The sequence below is a fragment of the Mycobacterium fragae genome, from assembly GCF_002102185.1.
Classification (GTDB): domain Bacteria; phylum Actinomycetota; class Actinomycetes; order Mycobacteriales; family Mycobacteriaceae; genus Mycobacterium; species Mycobacterium fragae.
The window spans coordinates 14,663-40,604 of record NZ_LQOW01000016.1 but is presented as its reverse complement, the minus strand read 5'-3'; the positions used below and the strand labels follow the sequence as shown (position 1 = coordinate 40,604).

Genomic DNA, 25,942 nt, shown 5'->3' with positions numbered 1-25,942 from the left:
AGGTGATCTTCGCGAAAGGCCACGGCACCCAGAACGACTTCGTGCTGCTGCGCGACCTGGATGCCGAGCTGGCGCTGACGCCGGCGAGGGTGGTCGCGTTGTGCGACCGTCGCCGCGGGATCGGCGCCGACGGGGTGCTGCGGATCACCACCGCGGGCGCAGCCTTGGAGGCGGGGGTGCTCGACCGTGTGCCCGACGGCGTGGGTCCCGAGGACTGGTACATGGACTACCGCAATGCCGACGGATCGACCGCACAGATGTGCGGCAACGGAGCGCGGGTGTTCGCGCATTACTTGCGTGCCAGCGGCCTGGAGTCGCGGGATGAGTTCGTCGTCGGGTCGCTGGCCGGCCCCCGACCGGTCGTCCTGCACCGCGCGGACGCCACCCACGCCGACGTCAGCGTGGAGATGGGAAAGACCAATGAGCTCGGGGTCGGGGAAGCCATCGTCGGCGGGCGGCCGTTCGCGGGCCTGGCGATCGACGTCGGCAACCCGCACCTGGCGTGCGTCGACGCCGACTTGACCGCCGAGGAGTTGGCCGCCCTCGACGTCGGCGCACCGGTCTCGTTCGACCGTGACCAGTTCCCCGACGGGGTCAACGTGGAAATCCTCACCGCGCCGCACGGCGGTGCGGTGAGGATGCGGGTACACGAGCGGGGTGTCGGCGAAACCCGCTCCTGCGGAACAGGAACCGTCGCCGCCGCCGTCGCTGCGCTGGCCTGGGGCGGCGCGAGCACCGGCACGCTGGAGGTACGCATCCCCGGCGGCGAAGTCGTCGTCACCATCACCGAGGCCACCAGCTACCTGCGCGGGCCGTCCGTGCTGGTCGCCCACGGCGAACTCAGCGAGGAATGGTGGCGCGGACAACAGCGTTAATTCGGATGCGCGTCGGCCCTTCGGCGTGCACCATCGGTTATTGCCTATGACATTTCCCGAATTCCCCCATCAGGTCTCAGATCCCAGTACTGGCGAGCTAGCCCTCGACGACCGGTCGGCGCTGCGCAGGGTCGCCGGGCTGTCCACCGAGCTTGCCGACATTTCCGAGGTCGAGTACCGGCAGCTGCGCCTCGAGCGTGTGGTGCTTGTCGGCGTGTGGACCGAGGGCAGCGCCGCCGACGCCGCGGCCAGTCTGGCCGAGTTGGCCGCATTGGCCGAAACCGCCGGCTCGCAAGTGCTCGAAGGGCTCATTCAGCGCCGCGACAAACCGGATCCGTCGACCTACATCGGCTCCGGCAAAGCGCAAGAGCTGCGCGAGGTGGTGCTGGCCACCGGAGCCGACACCGTCATCTGCGACGGCGAGCTGTCTCCTGCGCAGCTGACTGCGCTGGAGAAGGCGGTCAGGGTCAAAGTCGTCGACCGCACGGCGCTGATCCTGGACATCTTCGCCCAGCACGCCACCAGCCGGGAGGGCAAGGCCCAAGTGTCGCTGGCGCAAATGGAGTACATGCTGCCGCGGCTGCGAGGCTGGGGTGAGTCGATGTCCCGGCAGGCCGGTGGCCGGGCCGGCGGCAGCACCGGCGGCGTGGGTCTGCGCGGCCCCGGTGAGACCAAGATCGAGACCGACCGCCGGCGCATCCGCGAACGGATGGCCAAATTGCGGCGCGACATCAAGGGCATGAAGCAGGTCCGCGACACCCAGCGCAGCCGCCGGCTGCACAGCGATGTGCCGTCGATCGCGATCGTCGGTTACACGAATGCGGGCAAGTCCAGCCTGCTGAACGCGCTGACCGGCGCCGGGGTGCTGGTGCAGGACGCGTTGTTCGCGACCCTGGAGCCGACGACCCGCCGGGGCCGGTTCGAGGATGGGCGAGCGTTTGTCGTCAGCGATACCGTCGGCTTCGTCCGGCACCTGCCCACCCAGCTGGTCGAGGCTTTTCGTTCGACACTGGAGGAGGTCGTCGACGCCGATCTGCTGGTGCACGTCGTCGACGGGTCCGACGCCAATCCGCTTGCCCAGATCAGCGCCGTGCGTCAAGTGCTCTCCGAAGTGATCGCCGACCACCACGGGGATCCGGCGCCGGAGCTGTTGGTGGTCAACAAGGTCGATGCCGCAAGCGATTTGGCGCTGGCCAAACTGCGGCGCGCGTTGCCCGGCGCGTTGTTCGTCTCGGCGCGCACCGGGGAGGGCATCGAGGCGCTGCGCCGGCGGATGGCCGAACTGGCCGTCCCGACCGACACCGCCGTCGACGTGGTGATCCCCTACGACCGTGGTGATCTGGTGTCCCGCGTGCACTCCGACGGCCGGGTGCAGCATTCCGAGCACAACACCGACGGGACTCGGATCAGGGCCCGGGTGCCGGTGGCGCTGGCCGCGAGTCTGCGAGCATTTGCGACCAACGGCGATCAGTCGACGTCGTAGACGTCCTCGGCGGGCGCCGCCAATAGTGCCTGCGCCAACTGGGCCTTCAACTGGTCGAGGCGCGTCTCTTCGGCCTGGTTGCGGTCGGGTTTGCCGGCGAGGTCGATGAATTCGCTGGTGACGTAGCCGTTTCGCAGCAGCAGCGTTGCTGCACGATCGGCGATGGCGATCTGGAAGACGAAGCTTTGCAGCAGCCGCCCGCGGTCGGGGCGCGCCAGGGCGGGATCGACGGTATATCGACCGTCGGTCACCGCACGGGTAACGGCTTCGAACCCGTCGCGTGCCCCCGGCCCCTGGAATGCGGTGCGGATGACGACCGAGCGCCGTTGGGGCGGCTGGTTGGGGGAGAGCAGCGCGAACGCCCGCTGCATGGCCTTGAACGCAGTGGCCACGCCGGCAGGTGAGTACGGGCCGGCGTAACAGAGCATGTCGGAGAAAGAGAACTCGAGCATCTGCCCGCGTTCGGCGACCAGGATCGTCTCGTCCATGGGCCGACTGTAGGTCGGAGTCCTGCCCCGGGCCGCCCAACCATCCGGTTGGTATATCTTGGGCGGCAGAGTCCCATCCGCCGGAGGTCAGCCATGGGTAGCGCCGTCAACTATCAGCGCACGCTGTTCGAACCCGAGCATGAATTGTTCCGCGAGTCCTACCGGGCTTTCCTCGACCGCCACGTCGCCCCCTACCACGAGGAATGGGAGAAGGCGAAGATCGTCGACCGCGGGGTGTGGCTGGAGGCCGGGAAGCAGGGCTTCCTTGGCATGGCGGTCCCCGAAGAATACGGCGGTGGCGGCAACCCCGACTTTCGCTACAACACGATCATCACCGAGGAGACCACCGCGGGCCGCTACAGCGGTATCGGCTTCGGCCTGCACAACGACGTGGTGGCGCCCTACCTGCTGCGGCTGGCCAACGACGAGCAAAAGCAACGCTGGCTGCCCAAGTTCTGCACCGGGGAGCTGATCACGGCGATCGCGATGACCGAGCCGGGCACCGGCAGCGACTTGCAGGGCATCAAAACCCGCGCGGTCAAACACGACGACCATTACGTGCTCAACGGATCGAAGACATTCATCACCAACGGCATCAACTCCGATCTGGTGATCGTGGTGGCGCAGACCGATCCCGACGCAGGCGCACAAGGCTTTTCGCTCCTGGTGGTCGAACGAGGCATGGAGGGGTTCGAGCGCGGCCGTCACCTGGACAAGATCGGCCTGGACGCGCAGGACACCGCCGAGCTGTCATTCACCGACGTGAAAGTCCCCGTCGAGAACCTGCTCGGTGAGGAGGGCAAGGGTTTCATCTACCTCATGCAGAACCTGCCGCAGGAACGGATTTCGATCGCGATCATGGCCGCCACCGCCATGGAGGTCATGCTGGAGCAGACCCTGCAATACACCAAGGAGCGCAAGGCTTTCGGCAGGCCGATCGGCAGTTTCCAGAACAGCAGGTTCCTGCTGGCCGAGTTGGCGACGGAAGCCACCGTGGTCCGGATCATGGTCGACGAGTTCATCCGGCTGCATCTCGAGGAGAAGCTGTCGGCCGAGCAGGCCGCGATGGCCAAGTGGTACTCGACGGAAAAGCAGGTGCATCTGATCGATCGCTGCCTGCAATTGCACGGCGGCTACGGCTACATGCGCGAATACACCGTCGCCCGGGCGTATCTCGACGCGCGGGTGCAGACGATCTACGGCGGCACCACCGAGATCATGAAGGAGATCATCGGCCGGGGCCTCGGCGTCTAACCGGGCCGGTGGGCGTCGTGGGCCCGGTGGGCTCGCTCGAGTAGCTCCGTCAGCTCTTTCTCTTTGCGGATTCTCGTCCGGTATTTCGTTGGTAGCGCTGTGATCTGGTCTTCCTCGGCCACCAGCCGGGCGAAGATCTTCTCCCGCTCGGCGGGGTCGGCCTCGTAGTCGAGGTTGAGGTATTCCATCGCATGCCGGCGTGCTCCGGCGACGGCGTTCTGCGCTCGCCCGCGCGCGGACAACAACGACGTCAGCGTCGTGATGATGAGGATGGCGATGATCACCGTCAACGACAACGTCGTGCTCACTTCCCCGACCGGTACCGGGTTGCCGCCGTTGATGAACGGAATGTTGTTCTCGTGCAGCGCCTGCAGCATGAGATTCACTCCGATGAAGGCCAGAATCGCCGCCAGGCCATAGGACAGAAACACCAGCCGGTCCAGCAGCCCATCGATCAAGAAATACAGTTGGCGCAGACCCAGCAGCGACAACGCGGTGGCGGAAAACACCAGGTAGACATTCTGGCTCAGGCCGAAGAGCGCCGGGATCGAGTCGAAGGCGAACAACAGATCGGTCCCGCCGACCGCGATCATGACGAGCAGCATCGGTGTCATCACCCGGCGGCCGTTCTCGACGGTGAACAGCCGGTCGCCGTCGTAGTTTTGCGAGGTGCGAAGTGTCCGCCGGGCGATGCGAATGAGCATCGTATCCGCGGTGAGGCCCTCCGACTCCGAGGGTTTGGCGAGGTTGCCGGCCGTGATCAGCAAGATCAGGCCGAACAGGTAGAACGCCCAATCGAAGATCGTGATGATCGCCGCGCCGACGAAAATGAATCCCGTGCGCGCAACCAGCGCAAGCACAATGCCGAATAACAGCACTTTTTGCTGCGCGATCCGGGGAACGGCGAAGCTACTGATGATGACCAGAAAGACGAAGAGATTGTCTACCGAAAGCGCTTCGTTGCTGATATAGCAGGCGAAAAATTCGACGGCCATGCTAGCGCTGTCGAAAATCCATACGCCGACGCCGAACAGGATCGCAATCACGATGTAAGTCGTCGACCACACCGCTGCTTCGCGCAACGTCGGGGTGTGTGTCTCGCGAACGTGGAATAGGTAGTCGAACAACACGAGCCCTGCGATGACGGCGAGTATCACCGTCCAGACCAGTCCGGAATCCCCCATGTCAGCTCAGTTCCTCACCGCGTCGCTCGCGTGGCTCTATTCGGCACGGTAACGCACGACGGGACGGATGGAGCACGACATAACGGTGGCGGGCATCATTTCGACATCGGCTCGATATCCGTTTCCGTAATGTCTGCGGTATGCCTTTGCAATAGTCGTTGGCTGGAGCAGAGTTGTGCCCGTCCGAACGAATAGACACGGCCACAGACGGGGTATGCGGCAGCCGCCGGGAGGTGTGGTGAAAGGGCAGCGAGGTCGAATGCGCACCGCTGTGGGACGTGCAGCGCTCAGTCTGGTGACCCTGGCGGCGGGAATGGTCTTGTTGGCGCCCGCTGCGTCGGCGTCTCCGGCGAGCGAGGCCGACGACGCGATCACCGCGGCATGGAAGCACGCCGGCGGCGACGACTCGGATCTCGGCGCGAAGCACGGCGATGTGTACCCGGTCGGCGCCGGGTTTGCCCAAGACTTCGCCCGCGGCAAGATGTTCTTCACCCCGGCCACCGGCGCCAAATCGATGTCGGGCCCGGTGTTGGACAAATACGAGGCCTTGGGCGGGCCGGCCGGTAGCGACCTGGGCTTTCCGACCATCGACATGGCGCCCGGGTTGGCCGGGCCCGACAGCCGGGCCAGTACGTTCTCGGCCAGCGATAAGCCGGTGATCTTCTGGACGTCTGCGCACGGGGCATTCGTGGTGCGCGGCGCGATCAACGCCGCATGGGACAAACTGGGCAGCTCCGGAGGGGCATTGGGCGTCCCGGTCAGCGACGAGACCTACGAGGGCGAAGTCGACACCCAGGCGTTCAGCCGCGGCCGGGTGTCATGGAACCGGGTTACCAAGGCGTTCACCACAGTTCCACCCGAGCTGGCGCAGCAGCTGACCGCGGTGCAGGTTCCCACCGACCCGACCGCGGCCATCAACCTGGCATGGCGCGCGGCCGGCGGGACGTCCGGCCCGCTGGGCGCCAAGCAAGGCGGGCAGTATCAAGTCGGCGACGGACTGGGCCAGAACTTCGCCGGCGGCAAGGTCTTCTTCAGCCCCGCCACCGGCGCCAACGCCCTGGAAAGCGACGTCCTGGCCAAATACGAGTCGCTCGGCGGACCGGTCGGCAGCGATCTCGGATTTCCGACCGCAAATGAGGTGGACGGCGGCATCGAGCCGGCCAGCCGGATCGCCACCTTCTCCGCCGCCGACAACCCGGTGATCTTCTGGACGTCCAACCACGGCGCGTTTGTCGTCCGCGGCGCCATCAGGGCCGCGTGGGACAAACTCGGCGGACCGAAGGCCAAACTAGGCGCGCCGGTCGACGATCAGACAACCGACCGCGACGTCGTCGCGCAGAAGTTCGCCGGCGGCCAGATCACCTGGAACAAGGCGAACAACACGTTCAGCACCGAACCGGCGAATTTGGCGTCGTCGTTGTCCGGGCTGCAGGTGCCGGGGCAGAAGACGCCGGCAAATGCGACGTCGACCGCGGGCACGGGCACTCCGCAGAGCTGGCCCTGGTGGTGGTTGGCGGTCGGTATCGCGGTGCTGCTGCTGATCGCGCTGGCCCTCATTTTGCTGCCGATGTGGCGGCGAGGTCGACGTCGCGCCCGCGCTCGTCGTGCTGCGGCCACCGCCGACGCCCTCGAGCCCGACTATCACGACGAGGCCGGCTACGAGGCCGTCACCGAGTCCGTCCCACAGTGGTCACCGGATAGCGACGACGACCTCGCCACGTCCAGGCTCTCGAGGGACTACCGCGGGCCGTCCCGACGTGTTCAGTTGGGCCCGCCCAGAGAGCCCGAGAGCGAATGGATGTCACCGACTCGCGCCGACCTGGCCGACGAGCCGCGAGCCGACGAAATCGCCGACGTCTCAGAGCCTTCCGACTTGGACCAAGAGGTCGAGGAAGATCCCGACGCGGTGGACACCGCGCCCACCCGGATCCCGACGGAGCCTGAACTGAGGACGGGGCGGCACGCGGCGGTGGAGACCGCTGACGAGGAGGTTCCCGTCGCTGCCGCTGCGCCCCTGCAGCCCGGCCAGCTGGCGATCCACCTTCCCCTCGATGACCCGTACCAGGTGCCGGACGGATACCCCGTCAAGGCCAACGCCAGTTTCGGTCTCTACTACATGCCCGACAGCGCCCTGTACCACGACACGCTTGCCGAAATCTGGTTCGCCAGCGAAGAAATCGCGCGAGCCAACGGATTCACCAGGGCGGGCTAGCCGTCAGACCTTGCGGATCACGGTGACAACCTTGCCGAGCACGGCAGCGTCGTTACCCGGGATGGGATCGAAGGCGGGGTTGTGCGGCATCAGCCAAACCTGACCGCCGGTGCGCTTGAACGTCTTTACGGTGGCTTCTCCATCGATCATCGCGGCCACGATGTCGCCGTTGTCGGCGACGTTCTGCTGACGTACGACCACCCAGTCCCCGTCGCAGATCGCCGCGTCGACCATGGAGTCACCGACCACCCTGAGCAAAAACAGGGCGCCCTCACCGACCAGCTCCCGGGGCAACGGGAAAACATCTTCGACGGCTTCCTCGGCCAGGATCGGGCCGCCTGCCGCGATGCGCCCCAGCACGGGCACAAAAGTGGGCTCCGGCAACGCATCTGAGCCCGAGACGTCGGTGAGAACGGTGGGCCCGGCACTCTCGTCGGCGCCGCGGACGTCGACCGCGCGAGGGCGATTCGGGTCCCGGCGCAGATAGCCTTTGCGTTCCAGGGTGCGCAGTTGGTGCGCCACTGAGGACGTCGACGTCAAACCGACCGCATCCCCGATTTCCCGGATGCTCGGCGGATAGCCGCGACTTGTGACCGAGGCGCGGATGACGTTCAAAATGGTGCGCTGCCGTTCGGTCAGCCCGGAATCCGCAGATCGCGTCCGGCCGGCCCCGGTGTCCGGGTTATCGCTGCTATCGCTCATACGGCCGAATGTAGTCGCATTGCGCCGTGATATCAAACATGTGTTCGAGGTGTGTCGTGTCGGCTCCGCGGTGAGCAGCCGCTGACCCAGCGGGGTTTGTCGGTGCCGTGCCGTACCCTCTGGAGCGCGTGCAACAAATCGATCACATGTTCGGAATTCGAACGCATTGTCGATTATAGTTCGAACAGGTGATCGACCACGACTCGACGGGAGAACGCACATGGCACTCATCCAGACCATCCCCGCGGCGCCGGTCCGTAGCCGCCCGGTTCAGCTGCGTCCGGCGGCCCGTCCTGGCCGCATCGCACCTCAGGGACCCCGGCCGTCGAGGCCGGCATGTGCGCGGCCGCGCTATCGCGGTACGGGCGTGTTGATGTCGACGGCGCCACATCGGCCCCGGCCGATAACGCCGGCGACCACTGTGGGGCTGGCCCTGCTCGCCGCATTGATCACCGTGTGGCTCGGGCTGGTCGCGCAGTTCGGGGAGGCGCTTCGGGGCGGCTCCGAGCAGCCGACGGGCCACGTCCCCGACCGCCTGGCCGTGGTGCGCGTCGAGCCGGGAGAGACGCTGCAGCACTTGGCCATTCGGGTGGCGCCGGACGCGCCGACCGGTCAGGTCACCGAACGCATCCGGGAACTCAACGGGCTGGACTCGGCGACGGTGACCGCGGGCCAGACGCTGATTGCGCCCGTGGGCTGACGGTTTCGCCGTGTACCGCGAACCGCGCCAGCCGCTTCCGACGACGCTAGGCCTGCGGGGGAGTGCGCAGGTACTCTCGGGATGGTCTGAGGTATCCCGTTGGCAGCGCGGCGAAGGAGCGGCCATGCACTGTCCGTTCTGTCGCAATCCCGATTCCCGGGTGGTCGACTCGAGGGAGACCGACGAAGGCCAGGCGATCCGGCGCCGACGGTCATGCCCTGAGTGCGGGCGACGGTTCACCACGGTCGAAACCGCAGTGTTGGCGGTGGTCAAGCGCAGCGGTGTCACCGAGCCGTTCAGCCGGGAAAAGGTCGTCAGCGGTGTGCGGCGGGCATGTCAGGGCCGCCAGGTCGACGACGACGCGCTGAACCTACTGGCCCAGCAGGTCGAAGACACCGTGCGCGCGAAGGGGTCGCCGGAAGTGCCCAGCCATGAGGTCGGGCTGGCCATCCTCGGGCCGCTGCGCGAACTCGACGAGGTTGCCTATCTTCGATTCGCCTCGGTGTACCGGTCCTTTTCCTCCGCAGACGATTTCGAGCGTGAGATCGAGGCGCTGCGCGCCCACCGCAAGGTCTCCGCGCCCGGATGACCGGCCGCAGCGACAGCGCTTTAGGCTGACCGCATGCCGCCCGCCCTGCATCCCGACGTCGAAGCACTCGCACCTCTGCTGGGAACGTGGTCGGGTCGTGGTTCGGGGAAATACCCGACCATCGAGCCCTTCGACTACCTCGAGGAAGTCGTCTTTTCCCATGTGGGCAAGCCGTTTCTGGTCTACGGCCAAAAAACGAAAGCGGCCAGTGACGGCAAGCCATTGCACGCCGAGACGGGCTATCTGCGGGTGCCGCAACCGGGCCACGTCGAACTGGTGCTCGCCCACCCGAGCGGGATCACCGAAATCGAGGTGGGGACCTACACGGCCGATGGCGCTGTGATCGAACTGGAATTGACTGCGTCCCAGATCGGTCTGACGCCGACGGCCAAAGAGGTGACCGCGCTGGGCCGACGTTTCCGGCTCGACGGCGACGAGCTGTCGTACTCGTTGCAAATGGGTGCAGTCGGACAACCGCTGCAGCATCACCTTGCCGCGGTGTTGCATCGCAAAGGCTGACAACTCGACGTTGGGCGAGAAAACGATCAGACGAAGTGCGTCACACCGTCGTTGACGACGCGACCGGCTACGCGAACCCAGCCCTCCGGGTTCCAGGTGGTTTGGATCACCGAGCCCTTGCCCTGAGTGATGGTCAGGTCGCGGCTGAGGTAGTCGGTGATTCGCACGGCGGCGGATCCGGTGGCTTCGTCTTCGGGCACACCCAGGCCGGGCGCGAACATACGCGAGCGCAGCGACCCCGTCGACTGGTCGGTCCAGGTCCACAGGTAGTGCTGGATGTCGTCGGGAAAGTCGGCGGGACTGGCGGCGGCGAGTTCGTCGACCGACTCGAGGTCGTGGATCGCGAGCTCGGGCGCCCACTCCGAGCGTGCGCTGATGGCGGTGACGTCGTCGTCGTAGCTCACCTGCACGATGCCGGCCGGCAGCTGCAGGGTGCGGATCGGCGTGCCCCGTTGCCGCAGCCACCACGACACGCCCACCGCCGGGTGACCGGCGAAGGCGAGTTCGGTCATCGGCGTGTAGATGCGCGCGTACGCCGTGGTCGACCCGGGTGCGGGCAGATTGACGAAAACGGTTTCGCTGTAACCCAATTGGCTTGACAGACGCTGACGATCCTGGGTTTGAACGGTACTGGCATCGACCACGCCGAGTGGATTTCCGAAGTTGCCCTCTGAGTCGGTGAAAACGCGCAACACCGTCACATCGATGCTCATGAGCCGACTGTACGGGGTCGGCCAGGCGCGACGATCAGGTGGCGCTGCGCTCGTCGGAACCCATCGCACTCAACACGGCAGCGCGGGTGTCGACCGGCCCGGAGACCGTGCGCTCACCGCCTCCGGTGCGAAGCAACTCGCGCAGCGCCGTCGGGTCGTGTTCGGCGGGCTCGGTGGTGTCGATGAATCGCTCGACGACTTCGATGAACCGGTCGGGGTCGTCGTGGAAGGGGAAGTGGCCGGAGTTCTCGAAGATCTCCAATCGGGAACCCGGCATCGCGGCGTGGGCCATCCGGGCGTGGCTGACGGGAACCACCACATCCTCTGTGCCCCAAATGATTTGCACCGGAACGGACTGCGTCAAATAACATCGGTCCAGCATGGTGACCATCTGACCGCGCCAGTCGACCACCGCCCGCAGCGTCCGGGTGAACGCCGCCGAGGCCATCGGCTCCGGTAAGTCGGCCAGCACCCGCATCACGTCGGGCAGGTCGCGGCCCAGCCGGGTTGACCCCAACACGATGCCGGCTGCGCGTCCGGCGATCTGCACGGCCGGCAGCATCAGCGGCAGCCGCAGCAACGCCAGCGCCTCGCTCCCCATCGGCAACGAAGCCAAGCGCAACACGATGTTGACGTCCTTGGTGACGCCGCCGGAGCCGACCAGGACCAGCCGCTCGACCAGCTGAGGGAACTGGTACGCGAACTGCATCGCGACCCCACCGCCGAGCGAGTGTCCGACCACGGTGACCCGCTCGATGTCGAGGACCGACAGCAGATCCCGCATCCCGTTGGCATAGGCGGCGACCGAATAGTCCGCGCGCGGTTTGTCCGACTGACCGTGGCCCAGCAGGTCGACGGCGATGACGGTGAACCGCTGCGCGAGCTTGGCTTGCACGGTCGCCCAGGTTGTCGAGTTGTCGCCGATGCCGTGGATCAGCAGGATCACCGGGCCCGAGCCGGCGATCCGGAAGGCCCGCCGATAGCCGTGGATGGTTCGGAACTGCAGTGTGGGTGTGACTTCCCGCACCGGGCGCAGGGCTGGCCGTCGCCCGATCGTTGCTGTCATGTCGCCAACTTCGCTATCGGGCCCGGTGAGGGCGCTCAGGTCCGGTCGTCGTCGTCGAACTTCTTCTTCTCCGCCTGCTGCGCGAGGAATCGCTCGAACTCCGCGCCGAGCTCGTCACCGCTAGGCAGATCTTCATCCCGCGACAGCAGCGACCGGTTCTCCTGCGCGGCAATGAAGGCATCGTACTGGCGCTCCAGCGCCGCCACCACTTGAGCGACCTCTGTGCTGGCCTCGACCTGCTCATCGATTTTGGCCTGAATGTCCGAGGCGGCCTCTTCCAGCGCCTTCAGCGGGAACTGCAGCGATCCGGTCTTGGCGACCTGCTCCAAAAGTGCCTGCGCGGCGGCCGGATAGTCGGTCTGCGCCAGGTAGTGCGGGACGTGCACGGTGAACCCGACGACCTCGTGGCCGTGCTGGGCCATCCGGTATTCCAGCAGGTTCGACGCGCTACCCGGCACCTGCACCTCGGCGATCCACGGCGTGAAGTCGCTGATCAGCTCTCGGTTGTTGGAGTGCGCCGTCATCGTCACCGGGCGGGTGTGCGGAACCGCCATCGGGATGGTGCCCAGGCCGATGGTCTGCCGCACGCCCAGACGCTCGGCCAACAGCCGCACTGCGCCGACGAATCGCTCCCACCTCAGGTCCGGCTCCATGCCGGCCAGCAGCAGAAACGGCGTACCGACACTGTCATGCAGGGCATAGAGGCTCAGTTCGGGATCGTCGTAGTTGGTGAAGTGATCGGTCTTGAACGTCATCAACGGCCGGCGTGACCGGTAGTCCAGCAGGTCGTCGATGGCGAACGACGCCACCAGCTCGGTGTCCAGCGTGTCCTTGAGGTGCCTGGCGGCCAGCCGGATCGCGTGGCCGGCGTCGGAAAAACCTTCCAAAGCGTGCACCAACACCGGGCCACGGCCATCCGCCGACGACAGCTGCGGCGCCGGGAACTCCAGTTCGTACATCCCGTCCTGCTCGCGCTGGTAGTGCCGCTCCCGGTCCGGGGGCTGGTTCTCACCCATGGTGTTGCCTCCTCGCCACGGCGCGTGTCGCACCGTGCCCAATAGTGTCTCTCAAATCGGCGGGCTGCTGATACCGGACCCGCTGAGGGGTCCGCGTGCCGATATGTTCGAAAACGCGGCCGCTGTAGGCCGCATTCCGGACGGGTACCCGTTTCGAGGTCCACACGATCGGGCATCATCGACAGCGATGCGCATTCTGGCAGCGGCAGTTAGCTTGGCGGTCGGTTTGTGCATGTCGATGACGGCCTGTGGGCAACGGCCGGATTCCGCACCGGTTACCACGCGACCCCAAAAGCCGGTCGTCGGTTTTGCGAACCGGATCGTCGCCGGGCCGGCGCATCCCGACCCGCGGGTGGGCGCGATTTTCTTCGGCGGCAGCGACCTGCACGGATGCACGGGCTCGGTGTTGCATTCGGCTGCGGGAGACTTGGCGCTGACCGCTGCGCATTGTCTGGGTCCTGGCATCGCGACCGCCATCGTTCCGGGTTTTGCCGGCCAGGCCGACCCCGCCCATACGTGGACGGTTGACCAGGTGTATCTGGATCCGCGCTGGGTGAGCGCCAAGGATCCGCAGGCCGACTATGCGATCGTGCGGGTCAGCCGGGCCGAGGGCGGATCGATCGAGGCGCAGGTCGGCTCGGCGCTGTCGCTGGGTGCTGCACCGGCGGCGGGCAGCTCGGTGAGCGTCATCGCCTACCTGGCCGGCGTCGGCGGTACGCCGATCGGATGCCAGGCCAACGTTCGAACCGTCGACGGTTATCCCGAGCTGCCGTGTGCCGGGCTGGCCGACGGCACCAGCGGCGCGCCGTGGATCAGCGGATCCAGCGTCGTCGGGGTGATCGGAGGTCTCCACGGCGGCGGCTGCGCCGAAAACCTTTCCTACTCAGCGCCATTCGACGAGCACGTCGCGGAGCTTTTGACGCGCGCCGAGGCGGGCGGCCCGGGCGACGTGCCGCCGGCTGCCTTCGACGACGAGTGCTGACCATTCGGGCGCTTACTGCACAGTTGCGGCTTCATCCACAGCCCGGCCGCTCGGCCATCCAGGGTGTCTGCCGTCTGACGGTGGGCGTTGACAGCGTTCGCCTCATGACAACGCATCGAGAAGACTTTGAACTGAATCGCCCCGGCGCCCTGATCGGCGCGCTACCGGCAGTGTTGGGTTTCGTGCCGGAGAAGTCGCTGGTGCTGGTCTCGATAGACGACGGTGAGCTGGGCTCGGTCATGCGCGTCGACCTGTCGCGGGCCCTGGCCGACGGAATCGGGCGCCTCGCCGAGATCGCCGCGGCCGCCGAGCCCGAGGCTGCCGTCGCCGTGGTCGTCGACGCCGACGGCGCCGGCTGCCCGATGTGCAACGACGAATACCGGGAGCTCTGTTCGGCGCTCGCTGAGGAGTTGTCGCGACGCGACATCGTGCTGTGGGCCGCGCACGTGGTGGACCGGGTGGCTGCCGGGGGCCGCTGGCACTGCGTTGACGGCTGTGGGTCGGGCGGTCGCGTCGATGACCCGTCGGCGTCACCGCTGGCGATGGCCGCCGTGCTGGACGGTCGGCGCCTTTACGCCCGGCGCGCCGACCTGCAGGCCGTCATCGCGGCCGACGACGCCGCTAGTGCCGAGTTGGCCGCTGTGGTCGGCGAACACGCCGCGTCACGTGAGGTCGCCCATCGGGCAGATCCCGACGGGTGCGCCCGTCGCGACGTCGAAGACGCCATGGCTGCCGCCGCCCGGGTCGCCGACGGGCAGCAGCTCTCCGATGCGGAGCTGGCCAAGCTGGGCTGTGCGCTGGCCGACGTGCAGGTGCGCGACACGCTGTATGCCCTTGCGGTCGGCCAAAACGCCGACGAGGCCGAGTCGTTGTGGGCACTGCTGTCGCGCAGGCTGCCCGAGCCGTGGCGGGTAGAGGCATTGGTGCTGCTGGCGTTCAGCGCCTATGTCCGCGGCGACGGGCCGCTGGCCGGGGTGTCGCTGGAGGCCGCGCTGCGCTGCGTACCCGGGCACAGGATGGCGGGCATGCTGGATACCGCCCTGCAGTCGGGTCTGCGACCGGAGCGCATCCGTGACCTCGCGTTCACCGGCTACCGATTGGCCAAGCGGCTGGGCGTGCGCCTGCCACCTCGGCGTGCGTTCAACCGGCGAGCCGTGTAGTCAGACCTTCTCGACCTTGACGGCGTGGGCCATCTCGTGGGGCAGGCTGACGTTCTCGTGTCCCGGGATCACGATGGTCACCCCGCCGGCCGGGTTGGTTTCGACGGTCACGCGTGCGTTGGGCACGACGCCGGCGTCCTTCAGGCGGGTGATCAGATCGATGTCGCCCTGCACGTGTTCGGTGAGCTGGCGCACCACCACGGCCACCGGCGAGCCGCCCGGCGGCAACTCCGTCAACCGCACCAGGTTGGCGTCCTCGGCGCCGGACTCCACACCGAGGTCCAACAGCCCGGGAATCGGGTTGCCGAACGGCGAGGTGGTCGGGTTGTTGAGCACTTGCACAAGCCGGCGCTCGACGTCCTCGCTCATCACGTGCTCCCACCGACAAGCCTCGGCATGCACGTCCTCCCACGGCAGTCCGATGACGTCGACCAGCAACCGCTCGGCGAGCCGGTGCTTGCGCATGACCGCGATGGCCAGTGCCCGGCCTTTGTCGGTCAGCTCGAGATGGCGGTCGCCGGCCACATGCAGCAGCCCATCCCTTTCCATCCGTGACACGGTCTGGCTTACGGTGGGCCCGCTCTGGTCAAGCCGCTCGGCGATCCGGGCACGCAGCGGAGTTACGCCCTCTTCTTCGAGGTCGTAAATCGTCCGCAGGTACATCTCGGTGGTATCAACCAGCTCGTTCATTCCGCACCCTCCATCGCAGCTGAGTCTACTTGCCCAGCTGGGTGAATGGTCTGCTAACACTCCACCGGCAGCAGTATGCCCGCCGCTGCTGCGGCGGGCATACTGCTGCGTCTAGGCCGTAAGTCAGCTCGCGTAGGACCGCAACCGGTCGGCGCGGTCGCCGTTGCGGAGCTTGGCCATCACTTCACGCTCGATTTGGCGAACCCGCTCACGGGACAGCCCGAACAGCTTGCCGATCTGGTCCAGGGTGCGCGGCTGGCCGTCGTCGAGACCGAAGCGCAACCGGATCACCTGATGCTCACGCTCGTCGAGCGTGGCCAAAACGCTGCGGATGTCGGTGTGCAGCAGTTCGGCGATCACCGCGTTCTCCGCGGACATCGCTTCGGCGTCCTCGATGAAATCGCCCAGCGGCGCCTCCTCCTCGGAGCCGACCGGCATATCGAGGCTCACCGGGTCGCGGCTGTGCTCCAGCAGGTCATTGATCTTGTCGACAGGAATGCCGGATTCGGCGGCGAGTTCCTCGTCGGTGGCTTCACGGCCGAGATTCTGGTGCATCTCGCGCTTGATTCGCGCCAGCTTGTTCACCTGCTCGACCAGGTGAACAGGCAACCGGATGGTGCGGCTCTGGTCGGCCATGCCCCTGGTGATCGCCTGCCGGATCCACCACGTCGCGTAGGTCGAGAACTTGAATCCCTTTGTGTAGTCGAACTTCTCCATCGCGCGGATCAGACCCAGGTTGCCTTCCTGGATGAGGTCCAGCAGCGGCATTCCCCGACCGGTGTAGCGCTTTGCCAACGACACCACCAGCCGCAAGTTGGCTTCGAGCAGATGGCGTCGTGCAGCTTCGCCGTCGCGGACCACGATCGCCAAGTCGCGTTTGCGGTTCTCGCCGAGGCGCTTGCGGGTCTCCAGCAGATGCTGGGCATAAAGCCCGGCCTCGATGCGCTTGGCGAGCTCGACCTCATCAGCGGCGTTGAGCAACGCCGTTTTGCCGATGCCGTTCAGATACACGCGCACCAGGTCGGCGGCAGGGCTCTGAGCATCCAGATCACTGTCGACCCGGCTTGTGGTGGCATTTGCCATGACGGCCTCCTGATCGGCTTGCATTGTCATGTGGTCCAACGACCAACCCGAGTCAAGAGTTCCCATTCGGCAGCTATCTCACACCCCTTGACGTGCGCGAATGCGTGGGCGAGCTGAGAATGTGCTGAGAAGATGCGTCGGCGGCCGGTTATTCGGAACCGGCACTGTCCGCGGGGCGCGATTCCGGTTGCGGCGCTGGGTGACTGCGCCTCTCGAGCGCCGGGCGTTCGGCCGTCGGGAACAGCGGCGTGCGCTGCCGGGTGGCGTCGAATCGCCGGGGTTCGTCGGCGCGGCGCGGCGGCCGGTCGTTCGCGATCAGCACCGCCATCCACGGCAACGGGATCGACGCAACGAGGATCAGAAGCGAGATCAGACCGTTGTGCCACGCGCCATAGGCGACGGCGGCCAACACCAGCGCCGGAATGCGGAACGCCATCAGCGTCAGGTATTTCCGCACCCGCTCGCGGTGCTGCACTTCGTATGAGGGTGCGGCGGCGGTGATGAGTACCGGCCGACCGTCGTCGTCGAAACCCAGCTCGGAGCCGCGCTTCATCTATCCACTGTCCCACACTTTCGCGCCGAGTGCGTTCCGGCACAATATGGAGGTATGCAGACCCAGACGATCGAGCGCACCGAGGCCGACGAACGCGTCGACGACGGGACCGGCAGCGACGTCCCGAAGTACTTCCACTACGTCAAGAAGGACAAGATCGCCGAGAGCGCCGTCATGGGGACGCACGTTGTGGCGCTGTGCGGCGAGGTGTTTCCGGTGACACGGTCGGCCAAGCCGGGGTCACCGGTCTGCCCAGACTGCAAGCGGATCTACGACCAGCTCAAGAAGAGCTGACCCGTTCGACATTGACGTTGCCGGTGCACGCCGCGTCGGTGTCCTCACCGCCGCCGGCGGCAAGCGCGCGTGACTTCAGCCACCGCCGTAACCGATGAGCATGGGTGGCCGGAGCCGGCCACTCCTCTTGGATGGCGGCATTGAACTCGGCTCCCAGCATGATGGCGAAGCCGCCGAAAAAGGCGAACAACAAAAACGCGATCGGTGTGGCCAGTGCGCCGTAGGTATAGCCGGTGTTGGTGATCCAGGTCAGGTAGATGCGCAGGCCCACGGTGGCGATCACGAAAACCACGGCCGCCAGCACCGAGCCGAAGATCAACCGGTGTGACGGCAGCGCCTCGGGCAACGCGACCCGGTACAGGATCATCACCGCGATGATCAGCCCGGCGACCAGCGCCGGGTAGTAGCCGAAGCTCAACAGGTCTTCCCAGCTGTCCGGGAGGAACTCCGCAAGCTTGCGCGGGCCACGCACCAGCAGCGGGGCCGTGGCGATCACGAACAGCAGCATTACGACATACAGGAACAGCGCGAACAGCCGTTGCCGCACCGGATGGCGCAGCGGGGTCTGATCATGCGCCTCCACCACCGAGTCGACGAACGCGGAAATCGCCGACGATCCCGCCCACAACGAGATCAGAAAGCCCAGCGACACCACTTCGCCACGCGCACCCCGGTCGATATCGGCGATGGTCGGCTGGATGATCTCGTGGACCACGTTGGGGGAGAAAACACTGTTGGACATCGACACGACCCGGTGCTCGATGGCGGGCAGCGTGTCGGGCCCGAACAGCGGGGCCACGTAGGCCAGGCTGCCCAGCATCCCCAACAACAGCGGCGGCAGCGACAGCGCCGACCAGAATGCGGCTTGCGCCGACTCGGAGAAGATCGAGTCGTCCCAGCTCTTGGTGAGCGCCCGGCGGGTGACGCGCCAGATGTGGTGGCGCGAAGGCTTTACCGTCGTGCGGCTCATGACTGGTTCAGAATGCCTGACGATTGTCCTGACGTCCGGATTGCTGACGGCGAGATGTCTTAAGCGTCCAGCGGAGCAGCGCTGACTTCGAGCACCGCGGACAATTCAATGAGCTTCGACTCGTGCTCGTTGGCGTGGTGCTGGCAGAAGAGAAGTTCCGCGCCAGAGGGCAGCGTGGCGCGCACCCGGGCGGCGGCGCCGCACCGATCGCACCGATCAGCCCTGGTTAACTCGGGACTGGTCAGGGTCGCGTTCATAGCTACTCCGTTCTGGCCTACTTCCACTGTCTCAGATGACAACGTTTTTGGCCGTCTTCACAGGGGGTTTACCCGCTGTGTCGTTCCTCACGCATCTGCGCGACGCCAATCCGGCAGGATGGCGCTGTGAACCCGGCGGTGCTGGTGCACCTGTGCTCCGCCGACGAGTGGTCGGCCGCGCGGAGCCGTGGTGAGTTACGGCCCGAGTCGCTTGCCAGCACCGGATTCATCCACCTCTCCACCCCTGAACAGGTGCACCTACCGGCCAATCGGCTCTACCGGGGTCGGGACGACCTTTTGCTGTTACACGTCGATCCGGCCCGGCTGGGTTCACCCGTTCGTTGGGAGCCGGGAGTACCAACCGATCCCGAGTCGATGCTGTTCCCGCATTTGTACGGTCCGATGCCGGTCGCCGCTGTGATCAATGTCACCAGCTACCGGCCGGACGCTGACGGCAGCTTCCCGGCTATCGAGTGAGATAGGCGTCGGCCTCGATCTCCACCAACAGGTCGGGCGCGATCAGCGCCGAAGCCTCGACCATCGTGGCCGCGGGACGGATGTCGCCGAAGACCTCCGCATGAACTTCTGCGACCTCGCGCCAGCGCGAGATATCGGTGACGTAGATGCGGGTGCGCACGACGTCGGCAAGTGTCGCGCCCGCCTCGCTGAGCGCAGTCTCGATGCGTCGCAGCGCTTCTCGGGTCTGGGCGCCGATGTCGTCGGCCGGCCCCGAGCCGGTCGTTCCCGCTACCGCGACGTGCGGGCCGACACGCACCGCGCGGGAATAGCCGACGGCCGTTTCGAAATCGGATCCGGACGAGATGAGGATGCGGCTAGCTGACATTGGGCCAAGGTACTCGGCCGCCGCCGGTTAACATGCCTCGATGACCACGCGCAGCATCTCGGAAGGGGCGCTGCTTGCGCAGGAGGCGCGCTTCGCGCGGGCATTCGCGAACGGCGATCCGGCGGCCGTGCGGGATCTGTATCAGCCCGACGTGGTGTACGTGAGCCCGACGGTACGACTTTTCGATTGGCCGACCCGGATCGACGGCGTCGAGCGCACATTGGAGTTCATCGCACTCACGATCCGCGGTTGCGAGGCGATCCGCTACCAGGCAGTGGAGCACGCAATTACGCCCGGCGGGGACGCAGCGTTCGTGCGGGTGCAATTCGACTGGACCGCGGGCGCGGAACGCCTGCGTTCGACCTACGTGGTGATCTACCGCTATCGCGACGGCAGGATCGCGCGCCAGGAGCTGTACTACGACCCGAGTGGGAAGCTGGAGCGACTCGGGTCCGACTGAGAGGCCTGATCAGATCTGACCGGTTGCGTCGAACACCTAGCTGAACGCTTCCAGCTAGACCTTGGTGGCACCCATGTCGACAGTGAGCTGGGTGCCTGTCACCGTTCGCGCCTGGTCCGAAGCGAGCCAGAGGACCGCATCGGAGATGTCGTCCGGCTCGGCCACCGCATAGGGCGGCAGCACGCTGCCGAACGCGACGACATAATTGGGATGCTCGGTCAGGAACTCTGTTGGCGGTACGCCCATCGGTGTCGCCACACCCCACGGGTGAACGGAGTTCACGCGAATTCCGTATTCGCCTAGCTCGATGGCCGCCGACTTGGTGAGGCCCACAACCCCGTGCTTGGCCGCACTGTAGTGGGCCTGCCCAGGCAATGACTTGATCCCGGCGACAGAGCTGATCAAGACGATCGATCCGCCGTTGCCAGCCGAGATCATGTGTGGGACAGTGGCTTTCATTGTTCGCCAGACACCCGACAAGTTGACGTCCACCATCGTCAGCCACTGCGCTTCAGACATCTCCCACAACCGAGCCCAGTTGGCGATTCCGGCATTGGCTACTACGACATCCAGCCGCCCGCCGAGACGCTCGACGCCCTCGGTCACGATTTGTTGGAGGGCCTTGAGATCGCGCACGTCCGCCGTTTCGGCGACGAACGGCCTGCCCTCTCGCTCGAGCAGGCTGGCGGTCTCCTTGAGGTCGGCCTCGGTGGCAGGCGGATAGGTGATGTCTGGCGATACCTCGTCGCAAATGTCGATCGCGATCACCGATGCACCCTCACGAGCCAGCCGCACCGCATGGCTGCGGCCTTGACCGCGCGCCGCGCCGGTCACAAACGCGACCTTGTCGTCAAGCAGACCCATGACAACCCTCCGATCGGCTCAGTCCTTCGACTTGTCTCTCAGCTGGGCCGTCGCAGCTCCTCAACTGCTCGAACCGCCGTAGCTGGGGCTAGCTGAGTATCTGCCTTTGACGGTCGCGGTACCCGATGATCCACACAATTGTTGTGATCTCGACGGCGCTAGTCAGACAGATCCTGATCGGATGGCACTTCTGCGCTAGTCCAGGTAGTCGCGCAGCACCTGTGAACGGCTGGGGTGGCGCAACTTCGACATGGTCTTGGACTCGATCTGGCGGATGCGCTCGCGGGTGACGCCGTAGACCTGGCCGATCTCGTCAAGCGTGCGGGGCTGCCCGTCGGTGAGCCCGAAGCGCAGTCGCACCACACCGGCCTCGCGCTCCGACAGCGTCTCCAGCACCGACTGCAGTTGGTCCTGCAGCAGCGTGAACGACACCGCGTCCACGGCCACCACCGCTTCGCTGTCCTCGATGAAGTCGCCGAGCTGAGAATCGCCCTCGTCGCCGATGGTCTGGTCCAACGAGATCGGCTCACGGGCGTATTGCTGGATCTCCAGCACTTTTTCGGGCGTGATGTCCATCTCCTTGGCCAGCTCTTCGGGAGTGGGCTCGCGACCCAGATCCTGCAGCAGCTCGCGCTGGATGCGGCCCAGCTTGTTGATTACCTCGACCATGTGCACCGGGATGCGGATGGTGCGCGCCTGATCGGCCATCGCGCGGGTGATCGCCTGGCGGATCCACCACGTGGCATAGGTGGAGAACTTGTATCCCTTGGTGTAGTCGAACTTCTCGACCGCGCGGATCAGACCGAGGTTGCCTTCCTGAATCAGGTCCAGGAATGCCATGCCTCGGCCGGTGTAACGCTTGGCGAGCGACACCACCAGCCGCAGATTGGCTTCCAGCAGATGGTTTTTCGCGCGGTCACCGTCGCGACATATCCACGCCATGTCACGGCGCTGGGCGGCGGGTAGCTTCTCGCCGCGCTCAGCCATCTCGGCCATCAGCTGGGTGGCGTACAGCCCGGCCTCGATCCGCTTGGCCAGCTCGACCTCTTCTTCGGCGTTGAGCAGCGCCACCTTCCCGATCTGCTTGAGGTAGGCGCGAACAGAGTCAGCCGACGCCGTCAGCTCAGCGTCCTTGCGAGCCTGCCGCAGCGCCTCGGACTCGTCCTCGTCCCAGACGAAATCCCCTGAGGCTTTGTCTTTTTCGCTCGGCTCGACGAGCTCCTCGTCGTCGACGGTTTCCTCGGCGGTTAACTTGGCCGGGGTCTCTTCAGCGTCTTCGGTGTCCTCGGTGTCGACCTGATCGACCTCGGCGTCGTCACCGTCGGTCGACACTTCCTCGAGGTCGTCGAGACTGAGGTCTTCGGCATCTATGTCGATGTCTTCGCCGGGTTCACCGTCGAGGTCGGGCTCGGCCTCGAGGTCATCGATCGACTCTTCGGCATCCAAGTCTTCGTCGATGATTTCGACGGCTTTCGGTTCTTCCTTGGCTGAGGTGGCCTTCTTCGCGCGGCTACGGGGCGCCGCCGACTTGCGCGCAGCGCTCTTGGCCGTCGTGCTCTTAGCCGGAGCGCTCTTAGCCGCAGTACGGCCCTTTTTCGTGCCGGCGACTCCATTACCGGAGGCGGACTTGGCGGATGAGGTCTTCGCAGAGGACGACTTGGCAGCGGGCTTGGCGGTTTTTGCGGGTGCCTTGCTGGCTCGCGTCGTCGGCTTGGTGGTCCGTTTGGCGGCGGAGCCGTTCGTGGACTTGGTTGCGGATCGCTTCGCCCCGGCTTTGACGGGGGATTTGGCGGCGGTGCGCTTCGCCCGCTCATCGGTGGCCGGCCTTGCTTTGGTCGCTGCCACGTAAACCCCTTCGGTATGACTCAGTTTCTCGGGCCGAGTCTTCGGCGCGGCAGGCATGCTTTACCGAAGGTGTCGGCTATGTCGAATGTCGGCGTCGATTATCAGCTTGGATGCTCACCGCTATCGGTCAGGCGGCTGCCGGTGACCATTGTAACGATCGTGCGCGATTGCACCGCCGGAGCGCGCAAATCAGTGGGTGACGTCGCGCGTCGCGGCCATCGCTGCACCGACGATTCCGGCGGTGTTCTGCAGGGCGGCGGGGACGACCGGGGTCCGGTTCTTGAGAAGGGGCACCCACTTGTCGGCTTTGCGGCTGATGCCGCCCCCGGCGATGAACAGCTCCGGCCAAAGCGCATCCTCGAAAGCGATTAGCACCCTCGTCACCTGCTTGGCCCACTTCTTGTAGCTCCACCCGTGCTTGTCCCTGACCGACGACGCCGCACGGTGTTCGGCCTCTTTGCCACCGACCTCGAGGTGACCGAACTCGGTGTTGGGGAGCAATATCCCGTTGTGGATGACCGCGGACCCGATCCCGGTTCCAAATGTGAGCAGCACCACCACGCCGCTGGTGTCTTTGCCCGCGCCATAGCGCTCTTCCGCCAGTCCTGCCGCGTCGGCGTCGTTGAGAACCGCGACCTGCCGACCGTCCAGTTCCGAGCTGATGAGGTCGCGGGCGTTGACCCCGATCCATGATTTGTCCACGTTCGCGGCGGTTTGCGCGACACCGTCCTTGACCACACCCGGGTAGGTCACCCCGAGCGGGCCGGACCACCCGAATTCGTTGACCACCGCCGCGATCGTCTTGGCGACCGCGGCCGGAGTGGCAGGCTGAGGTGTCAGCAGCTTGAACCGCTCGCCGATCAGCAGACCCGTGTCCAAGTCGACGATCCCGCCCTTGATGCCGCTGCCCCCGACGTCGACCCCGAAACTGCGCCGCTGCGCCGTGGCGCCGGACCCGTCGGCCTCGGTCGAATCGGTGGTGGCGTCGGTACTGGTCATCGCATCTCCTCGGCGAGACTTGGGTGTCCGCCCACACCCTAATGCGTGGACCAGCCGTTGGCGGGCGTGTTGGCGCCGCTTCCGAACCCAACAGAGCGCGCCTTCTGTGGTGCGATGGATCGGTGAGCACGCCTGAGAACCAACCGGCCCATCTGCGTTCGGTGGCTGAAACGCTGGCCGGGGAAGCTGCGGCGTTCGTGCGGCGCCGTCGTAACGAGGTTTTCGGCGGCGACGCGCGCGCCGGGGCCGGCGACGCGGTGCGAACCAAGACAACCCCGACCGACCCGGTGACCGTCGTCGATACCGATACCGAACGGTTGCTGCGGGATCGGTTGGCGCAGCTGCGATCCGGCGACCCGATCCTCGGCGAGGAGGGCGGCGGCCCCGCCGATCCGACCACCACTGCCGACACGGTGACGTGGGTGCTGGACCCGATCGACGGCACGGTGAATTTCGTCTACGGGATCCCTGCCTACTCGGTGTCGGTGGCTGCTCAGATCGACGGCGTGTCGGTGGCCGGTGCGGTTGCCGACGTCGTCGCCGGGCAGGTGTATTCGGCCGGCGCCGGACTGGGCGCGCATCTCACCGACGAGCAGGGAACCCGTCCGCTGCGCTGCTCCGCCGTCGACGAATTGTCGATGGCATTGCTGGGCACCGGATTTGCGTACTCTCGCCGTCGCCGCACCGCGCAGGCGGCACTGCTGGCCAGGATGCTGCCGGTGGTGCGCGACGTGCGTCGGATCGGTTCTGCCGCATTGGATTTGTGCATGGTCGCCGCAGGCCGGCTCGACGCCTACTACGAGCACGGGCTGCACGTCTGGGATTGTGCGGCCGGGGCGCTGATCGCCGCCGAGGCGGGAGCCAGGGTGACGTTGCCCGACCAGGATGACCCGGCCGGCGCGGCCGGGCTGGTGGTCGCCGCGGCACCAGGAATCGCTGACGAGTTGCTGGCCGCGCTGCGGGGATTCGACGGCCTGGCCCCCATTCCGGGCTGATCGGCACTCAGCAGGTGCCGGCGTGGATCTTCGCGAGCAGCGCGGGATCGGCGGGTTCCGTGGCGCCCTCGCGCAACCCTGCGAGCACCGCCTCGATGTCATCGCTATGTGCCAGCGCGTTGAATTCAGTGCCGACAGCGAGGTCCACCGAGTCGTCGGTGCGCTCATCACGGAACAACTCGGCGCAGGGCACCACCAGCCACACCGCTGCGGCGCCGGCCTGACCAGCCTCGCCGAAACGGATCTGCCCCTGGCAATTCAGCTTGGCGTTGGCATAGATCGGGTCGTTCGCCGCTGTCGGCTGGGCGAAACCCAGGTCGTGTAATGCGCCCGCGACGTCGGCGGCCTGCCCGCCTCGCCCGCTGGCGTTCAGGACGCGGATCTTGGTCTCGGCCAGCTTGGCCGGCGTGACGTCCGTCATCGTGGTGCGCGACACCGGTGTGCCCAGCCGCGGCTGCCCGGGCTCCGCCGGCTGTGGCGGCGGGTTGCACGCGGCGGCCTCGTGGACGTCGGGCGGACGGGTCAACGCGATCGTCCACACCACCGCCGTCACCACGGACAGGACGATCAGGGCGAAAATGGCCGGCCGGGCATTGCGGCGCCGAAAAGGGTGACCATGCTTGTCGAAAGCTGTGCCTTCGGTGATTTGCGCGACCACATGAGCACTCTAAGCGCACTGCAAATCCGATGTTTAACGGCCGGCAGCGGGGTTAAATACTACGTGTGACGTAAATCACACTATAAGACCCCGGGATATGGGCACGAATCGTTTGGTGGATGCGTTCGACGCTGATACAAAGCTTTGCTTGCAGGGTTACGAGGGGAGCGAAGGCCCATGGCTACCGACTATGACGCCCCACGGCGCACCGAGACCGACGACGTTTCCGAGGACTCGCTCGAGGAACTGAAGGCACGGCGGAACGAGGCGGCGTCGGCGGTGGTTGACGTCGACGAATCGGAGTCCGCCGAGTCGTTCGAGCTTCCCGGCGCCGACCTGTCCGGCGAAGAGCTGTCGGTTCGTGTTATTCCGAAGCAGGCTGACGAGTTCACCTGTTCGAGTTGTTTTCTGGTGCAACACCGCAGCCGGCTGGCCAGCGAGAAGAACGGCGTGATGATCTGTACCGACTGCGCGGCCTGAGGGGGGT

General features: G+C 66.2%; 30 protein-coding genes. 14 read left to right on the top strand and 16 right to left on the bottom strand.

What is annotated here, in order from left to right:
* The first annotated feature begins 2 nt into the window (after window positions 1-2).
* Entirely contained in the window at window positions 3-875 is an 873-nt protein-coding gene (gene dapF / locus AWC06_RS08155; protein WP_085196221.1) for a diaminopimelate epimerase, read from the top strand.
* 46 nt (window positions 876-921) lie between these two features.
* The gene (gene hflX / locus AWC06_RS08150) at window positions 922-2,358 is read left to right on the top strand and encodes a GTPase HflX (protein WP_085196219.1); all 1,437 of its coding nucleotides are present in this window, start codon (window positions 922-924) and stop codon (window positions 2,356-2,358) included.
* Here hflX and AWC06_RS08145 read toward each other — a convergent pair.
* Complete coding sequence (locus AWC06_RS08145) at window positions 2,343-2,846, bottom strand: hypothetical protein (protein WP_085196217.1); 504 nt, start codon at window positions 2,844-2,846, stop codon at window positions 2,343-2,345. The genes hflX and AWC06_RS08145 overlap by 16 nt on opposite strands.
* 93 nt (window positions 2,847-2,939) lie before the next feature.
* Between AWC06_RS08145 and AWC06_RS08140 the strand changes: the two genes are divergently transcribed.
* Window positions 2,940-4,100, top strand: a complete 1,161-nt coding sequence (locus AWC06_RS08140; RefSeq protein ID WP_085196215.1) for an acyl-CoA dehydrogenase family protein — start codon at window positions 2,940-2,942, stop codon at window positions 4,098-4,100.
* On the opposite strand, the gene AWC06_RS08135 is transcribed toward AWC06_RS08140, so the two are convergent.
* The gene (locus AWC06_RS08135) at window positions 4,097-5,284 is read right to left on the bottom strand and encodes a TerC/Alx family metal homeostasis membrane protein (RefSeq protein WP_085196213.1); all 1,188 of its coding nucleotides are present in this window, start codon (window positions 5,282-5,284) and stop codon (window positions 4,097-4,099) included. The two genes, AWC06_RS08140 and AWC06_RS08135, sit on opposite strands and share 4 nt — an antisense overlap.
* Before the next feature lie 238 nt (window positions 5,285-5,522).
* Between AWC06_RS08135 and AWC06_RS08130 the strand changes: the two genes are divergently transcribed.
* The gene (locus AWC06_RS08130) at window positions 5,523-7,496 is read left to right on the top strand and encodes an LGFP repeat-containing protein (protein WP_227371144.1); all 1,974 of its coding nucleotides are present in this window, start codon (window positions 5,523-5,525) and stop codon (window positions 7,494-7,496) included.
* 3 nt (window positions 7,497-7,499) lie between these two features.
* Here AWC06_RS08130 and lexA read toward each other — a convergent pair whose 3' ends face one another.
* On the bottom strand, window positions 7,500-8,198 hold the full coding sequence (gene lexA, locus AWC06_RS08125) for a transcriptional repressor LexA (RefSeq protein WP_085196209.1): 699 nt from the start codon (window positions 8,196-8,198) through the stop codon (window positions 7,500-7,502).
* Window positions 8,199-8,418: 220 nt separating this feature from the next.
* Between lexA and AWC06_RS08120 the strand changes: the two genes are divergently transcribed.
* From AWC06_RS08120 to AWC06_RS08110, 3 genes are all read left to right on the top strand, one after another.
* Window positions 8,419-8,898, top strand: coding sequence for a LysM peptidoglycan-binding domain-containing protein (locus tag AWC06_RS08120; protein WP_085196207.1), 480 nt, complete (start codon window positions 8,419-8,421; stop codon window positions 8,896-8,898).
* A 124-nt stretch (window positions 8,899-9,022) separates the two neighbouring features.
* Window positions 9,023-9,487, top strand: a complete 465-nt coding sequence (nrdR, locus tag AWC06_RS08115) for a transcriptional regulator NrdR (RefSeq protein WP_085196205.1) — start codon at window positions 9,023-9,025, stop codon at window positions 9,485-9,487.
* Window positions 9,488-9,520: 33 nt separating this feature from the next.
* A complete protein-coding gene (locus AWC06_RS08110; RefSeq protein ID WP_085196203.1) occupies window positions 9,521-10,006 on the top strand; it encodes a peroxynitrite isomerase in 486 nt (161 codons plus the stop codon).
* 26 nt (window positions 10,007-10,032) lie between these two features.
* On the opposite strand, the gene AWC06_RS08105 is transcribed toward AWC06_RS08110, so the two are convergent.
* From AWC06_RS08105 to AWC06_RS08095, 3 genes are read right to left on the bottom strand one after another with little or no spacing between them, the layout of a single operon-like run.
* Window positions 10,033-10,719, bottom strand: a complete 687-nt coding sequence (locus AWC06_RS08105) for a PhzF family phenazine biosynthesis protein (RefSeq protein WP_085196201.1) — start codon at window positions 10,717-10,719, stop codon at window positions 10,033-10,035.
* A 34-nt stretch (window positions 10,720-10,753) separates the two neighbouring features.
* Entirely contained in the window at window positions 10,754-11,785 is a 1,032-nt protein-coding gene (locus AWC06_RS08100; protein ID WP_085196199.1) for an alpha/beta fold hydrolase, read from the bottom strand.
* A 35-nt stretch (window positions 11,786-11,820) separates the two neighbouring features.
* Entirely contained in the window at window positions 11,821-12,801 is a 981-nt protein-coding gene (locus AWC06_RS08095) for a proteasome assembly chaperone family protein (RefSeq protein WP_085196197.1), read from the bottom strand.
* A 187-nt stretch (window positions 12,802-12,988) separates the two neighbouring features.
* Between AWC06_RS08095 and AWC06_RS08090 the strand changes: the two genes are divergently transcribed.
* Both AWC06_RS08090 and AWC06_RS08085 read left to right on the top strand, forming a co-directional pair.
* Complete coding sequence (locus tag AWC06_RS08090; protein ID WP_085196195.1) at window positions 12,989-13,783, top strand: trypsin-like serine peptidase; 795 nt, start codon at window positions 12,989-12,991, stop codon at window positions 13,781-13,783.
* Between the two features lie 104 nt (window positions 13,784-13,887).
* Window positions 13,888-14,943 (top strand): DUF4192 domain-containing protein, encoded by a 1,056-nt coding sequence (locus tag AWC06_RS08085; RefSeq protein ID WP_085196596.1) that lies wholly within the window; start codon window positions 13,888-13,890, stop codon window positions 14,941-14,943.
* Here the strand turns inward: AWC06_RS08085 and AWC06_RS08080 are convergent, their stop codons facing one another.
* The 3 genes from AWC06_RS08080 to AWC06_RS08070 form a co-directional block, all read right to left on the bottom strand.
* Entirely contained in the window at window positions 14,944-15,633 is a 690-nt protein-coding gene (locus AWC06_RS08080; RefSeq protein ID WP_085196193.1) for an iron-dependent transcriptional repressor DtxR, read from the bottom strand.
* Between the two features lie 123 nt (window positions 15,634-15,756).
* Complete coding sequence (sigB, locus tag AWC06_RS08075) at window positions 15,757-16,746, bottom strand: sigma-70 family RNA polymerase sigma factor SigB (RefSeq protein ID WP_085196191.1); 990 nt, start codon at window positions 16,744-16,746, stop codon at window positions 15,757-15,759.
* 118 nt (window positions 16,747-16,864) lie between these two features.
* Window positions 16,865-17,269, bottom strand: a complete 405-nt coding sequence (locus tag AWC06_RS08070; RefSeq protein ID WP_085196189.1) for a DUF3099 domain-containing protein — start codon at window positions 17,267-17,269, stop codon at window positions 16,865-16,867.
* Between the two features lie 54 nt (window positions 17,270-17,323).
* On the opposite strand from AWC06_RS08070, the gene AWC06_RS08065 reads away from it, so the two are divergent.
* Entirely contained in the window at window positions 17,324-17,563 is a 240-nt protein-coding gene (locus AWC06_RS08065) for a DUF3039 domain-containing protein (protein WP_085196187.1), read from the top strand.
* Here the strand turns inward: AWC06_RS08065 and AWC06_RS08060 are convergent.
* Together AWC06_RS08060 and AWC06_RS08055 are read right to left on the bottom strand one after the other, a co-directional pair.
* Window positions 17,550-18,533 carry a YihY/virulence factor BrkB family protein gene (locus AWC06_RS08060; protein WP_085196185.1) on the bottom strand — a complete coding sequence of 328 codons (984 nt, stop codon included), beginning with the start codon at window positions 18,531-18,533 and terminating at the stop codon, window positions 17,550-17,552. The two genes, AWC06_RS08065 and AWC06_RS08060, sit on opposite strands and share 14 nt — an antisense overlap.
* Window positions 18,534-18,592: 59 nt before the next feature.
* Window positions 18,593-18,790 (bottom strand): DUF7455 domain-containing protein, encoded by a 198-nt coding sequence (locus tag AWC06_RS08055; protein ID WP_085196183.1) that lies wholly within the window; start codon window positions 18,788-18,790, stop codon window positions 18,593-18,595.
* A gap of 126 nt (window positions 18,791-18,916) precedes the next feature.
* Between AWC06_RS08055 and AWC06_RS08050 the strand changes: the two genes are divergently transcribed.
* On the top strand, window positions 18,917-19,267 hold the full coding sequence (locus AWC06_RS08050; protein WP_085196181.1) for a DUF952 domain-containing protein: 351 nt from the start codon (window positions 18,917-18,919) through the stop codon (window positions 19,265-19,267).
* Here AWC06_RS08050 and AWC06_RS08045 read toward each other — a convergent pair.
* Entirely contained in the window at window positions 19,257-19,634 is a 378-nt protein-coding gene (locus tag AWC06_RS08045; protein WP_085196179.1) for a RidA family protein, read from the bottom strand. The genes AWC06_RS08050 and AWC06_RS08045 overlap by 11 nt on opposite strands.
* 40 nt (window positions 19,635-19,674) lie before the next feature.
* Here AWC06_RS08045 and AWC06_RS08040 point away from each other — a divergent pair, with 40 nt between their 5' ends.
* Window positions 19,675-20,094, top strand: coding sequence for a nuclear transport factor 2 family protein (locus AWC06_RS08040; RefSeq protein ID WP_085196177.1), 420 nt, complete (start codon window positions 19,675-19,677; stop codon window positions 20,092-20,094).
* A 54-nt stretch (window positions 20,095-20,148) separates the two neighbouring features.
* On the opposite strand, the gene AWC06_RS08035 is transcribed toward AWC06_RS08040, so the two are convergent.
* The 3 genes from AWC06_RS08035 to ppgK form a co-directional block, all read right to left on the bottom strand.
* Window positions 20,149-20,958, bottom strand: coding sequence for a mycofactocin-coupled SDR family oxidoreductase (locus AWC06_RS08035; protein WP_085196175.1), 810 nt, complete (start codon window positions 20,956-20,958; stop codon window positions 20,149-20,151).
* A gap of 195 nt (window positions 20,959-21,153) precedes the next feature.
* The gene (locus AWC06_RS08030; RefSeq protein ID WP_139819963.1) at window positions 21,154-22,803 is read right to left on the bottom strand and encodes an RNA polymerase sigma factor; all 1,650 of its coding nucleotides are present in this window, start codon (window positions 22,801-22,803) and stop codon (window positions 21,154-21,156) included.
* Window positions 22,804-22,992: 189 nt separating this feature from the next.
* Complete coding sequence (gene ppgK / locus AWC06_RS08025) at window positions 22,993-23,802, bottom strand: polyphosphate--glucose phosphotransferase (protein ID WP_085196171.1); 810 nt, start codon at window positions 23,800-23,802, stop codon at window positions 22,993-22,995.
* Window positions 23,803-23,924: 122 nt separating this feature from the next.
* On the opposite strand from ppgK, the gene AWC06_RS08020 reads away from it, so the two are divergent.
* Complete coding sequence (locus AWC06_RS08020; RefSeq protein WP_085196169.1) at window positions 23,925-24,797, top strand: inositol monophosphatase family protein; 873 nt, start codon at window positions 23,925-23,927, stop codon at window positions 24,795-24,797.
* Window positions 24,798-24,804: 7 nt separating this feature from the next.
* Here AWC06_RS08020 and cei read toward each other — a convergent pair whose 3' ends face one another.
* Window positions 24,805-25,455, bottom strand: a complete 651-nt coding sequence (gene cei / locus AWC06_RS08015) for an envelope integrity protein Cei (protein WP_085196167.1) — start codon at window positions 25,453-25,455, stop codon at window positions 24,805-24,807.
* Window positions 25,456-25,632: 177 nt separating this feature from the next.
* On the opposite strand from cei, the gene AWC06_RS08010 reads away from it, so the two are divergent.
* A complete protein-coding gene (locus AWC06_RS08010; protein WP_069396609.1) occupies window positions 25,633-25,935 on the top strand; it encodes a DUF4193 domain-containing protein in 303 nt (100 codons plus the stop codon).
* The last annotated feature ends 7 nt before the right edge of the window (window positions 25,936-25,942 follow it).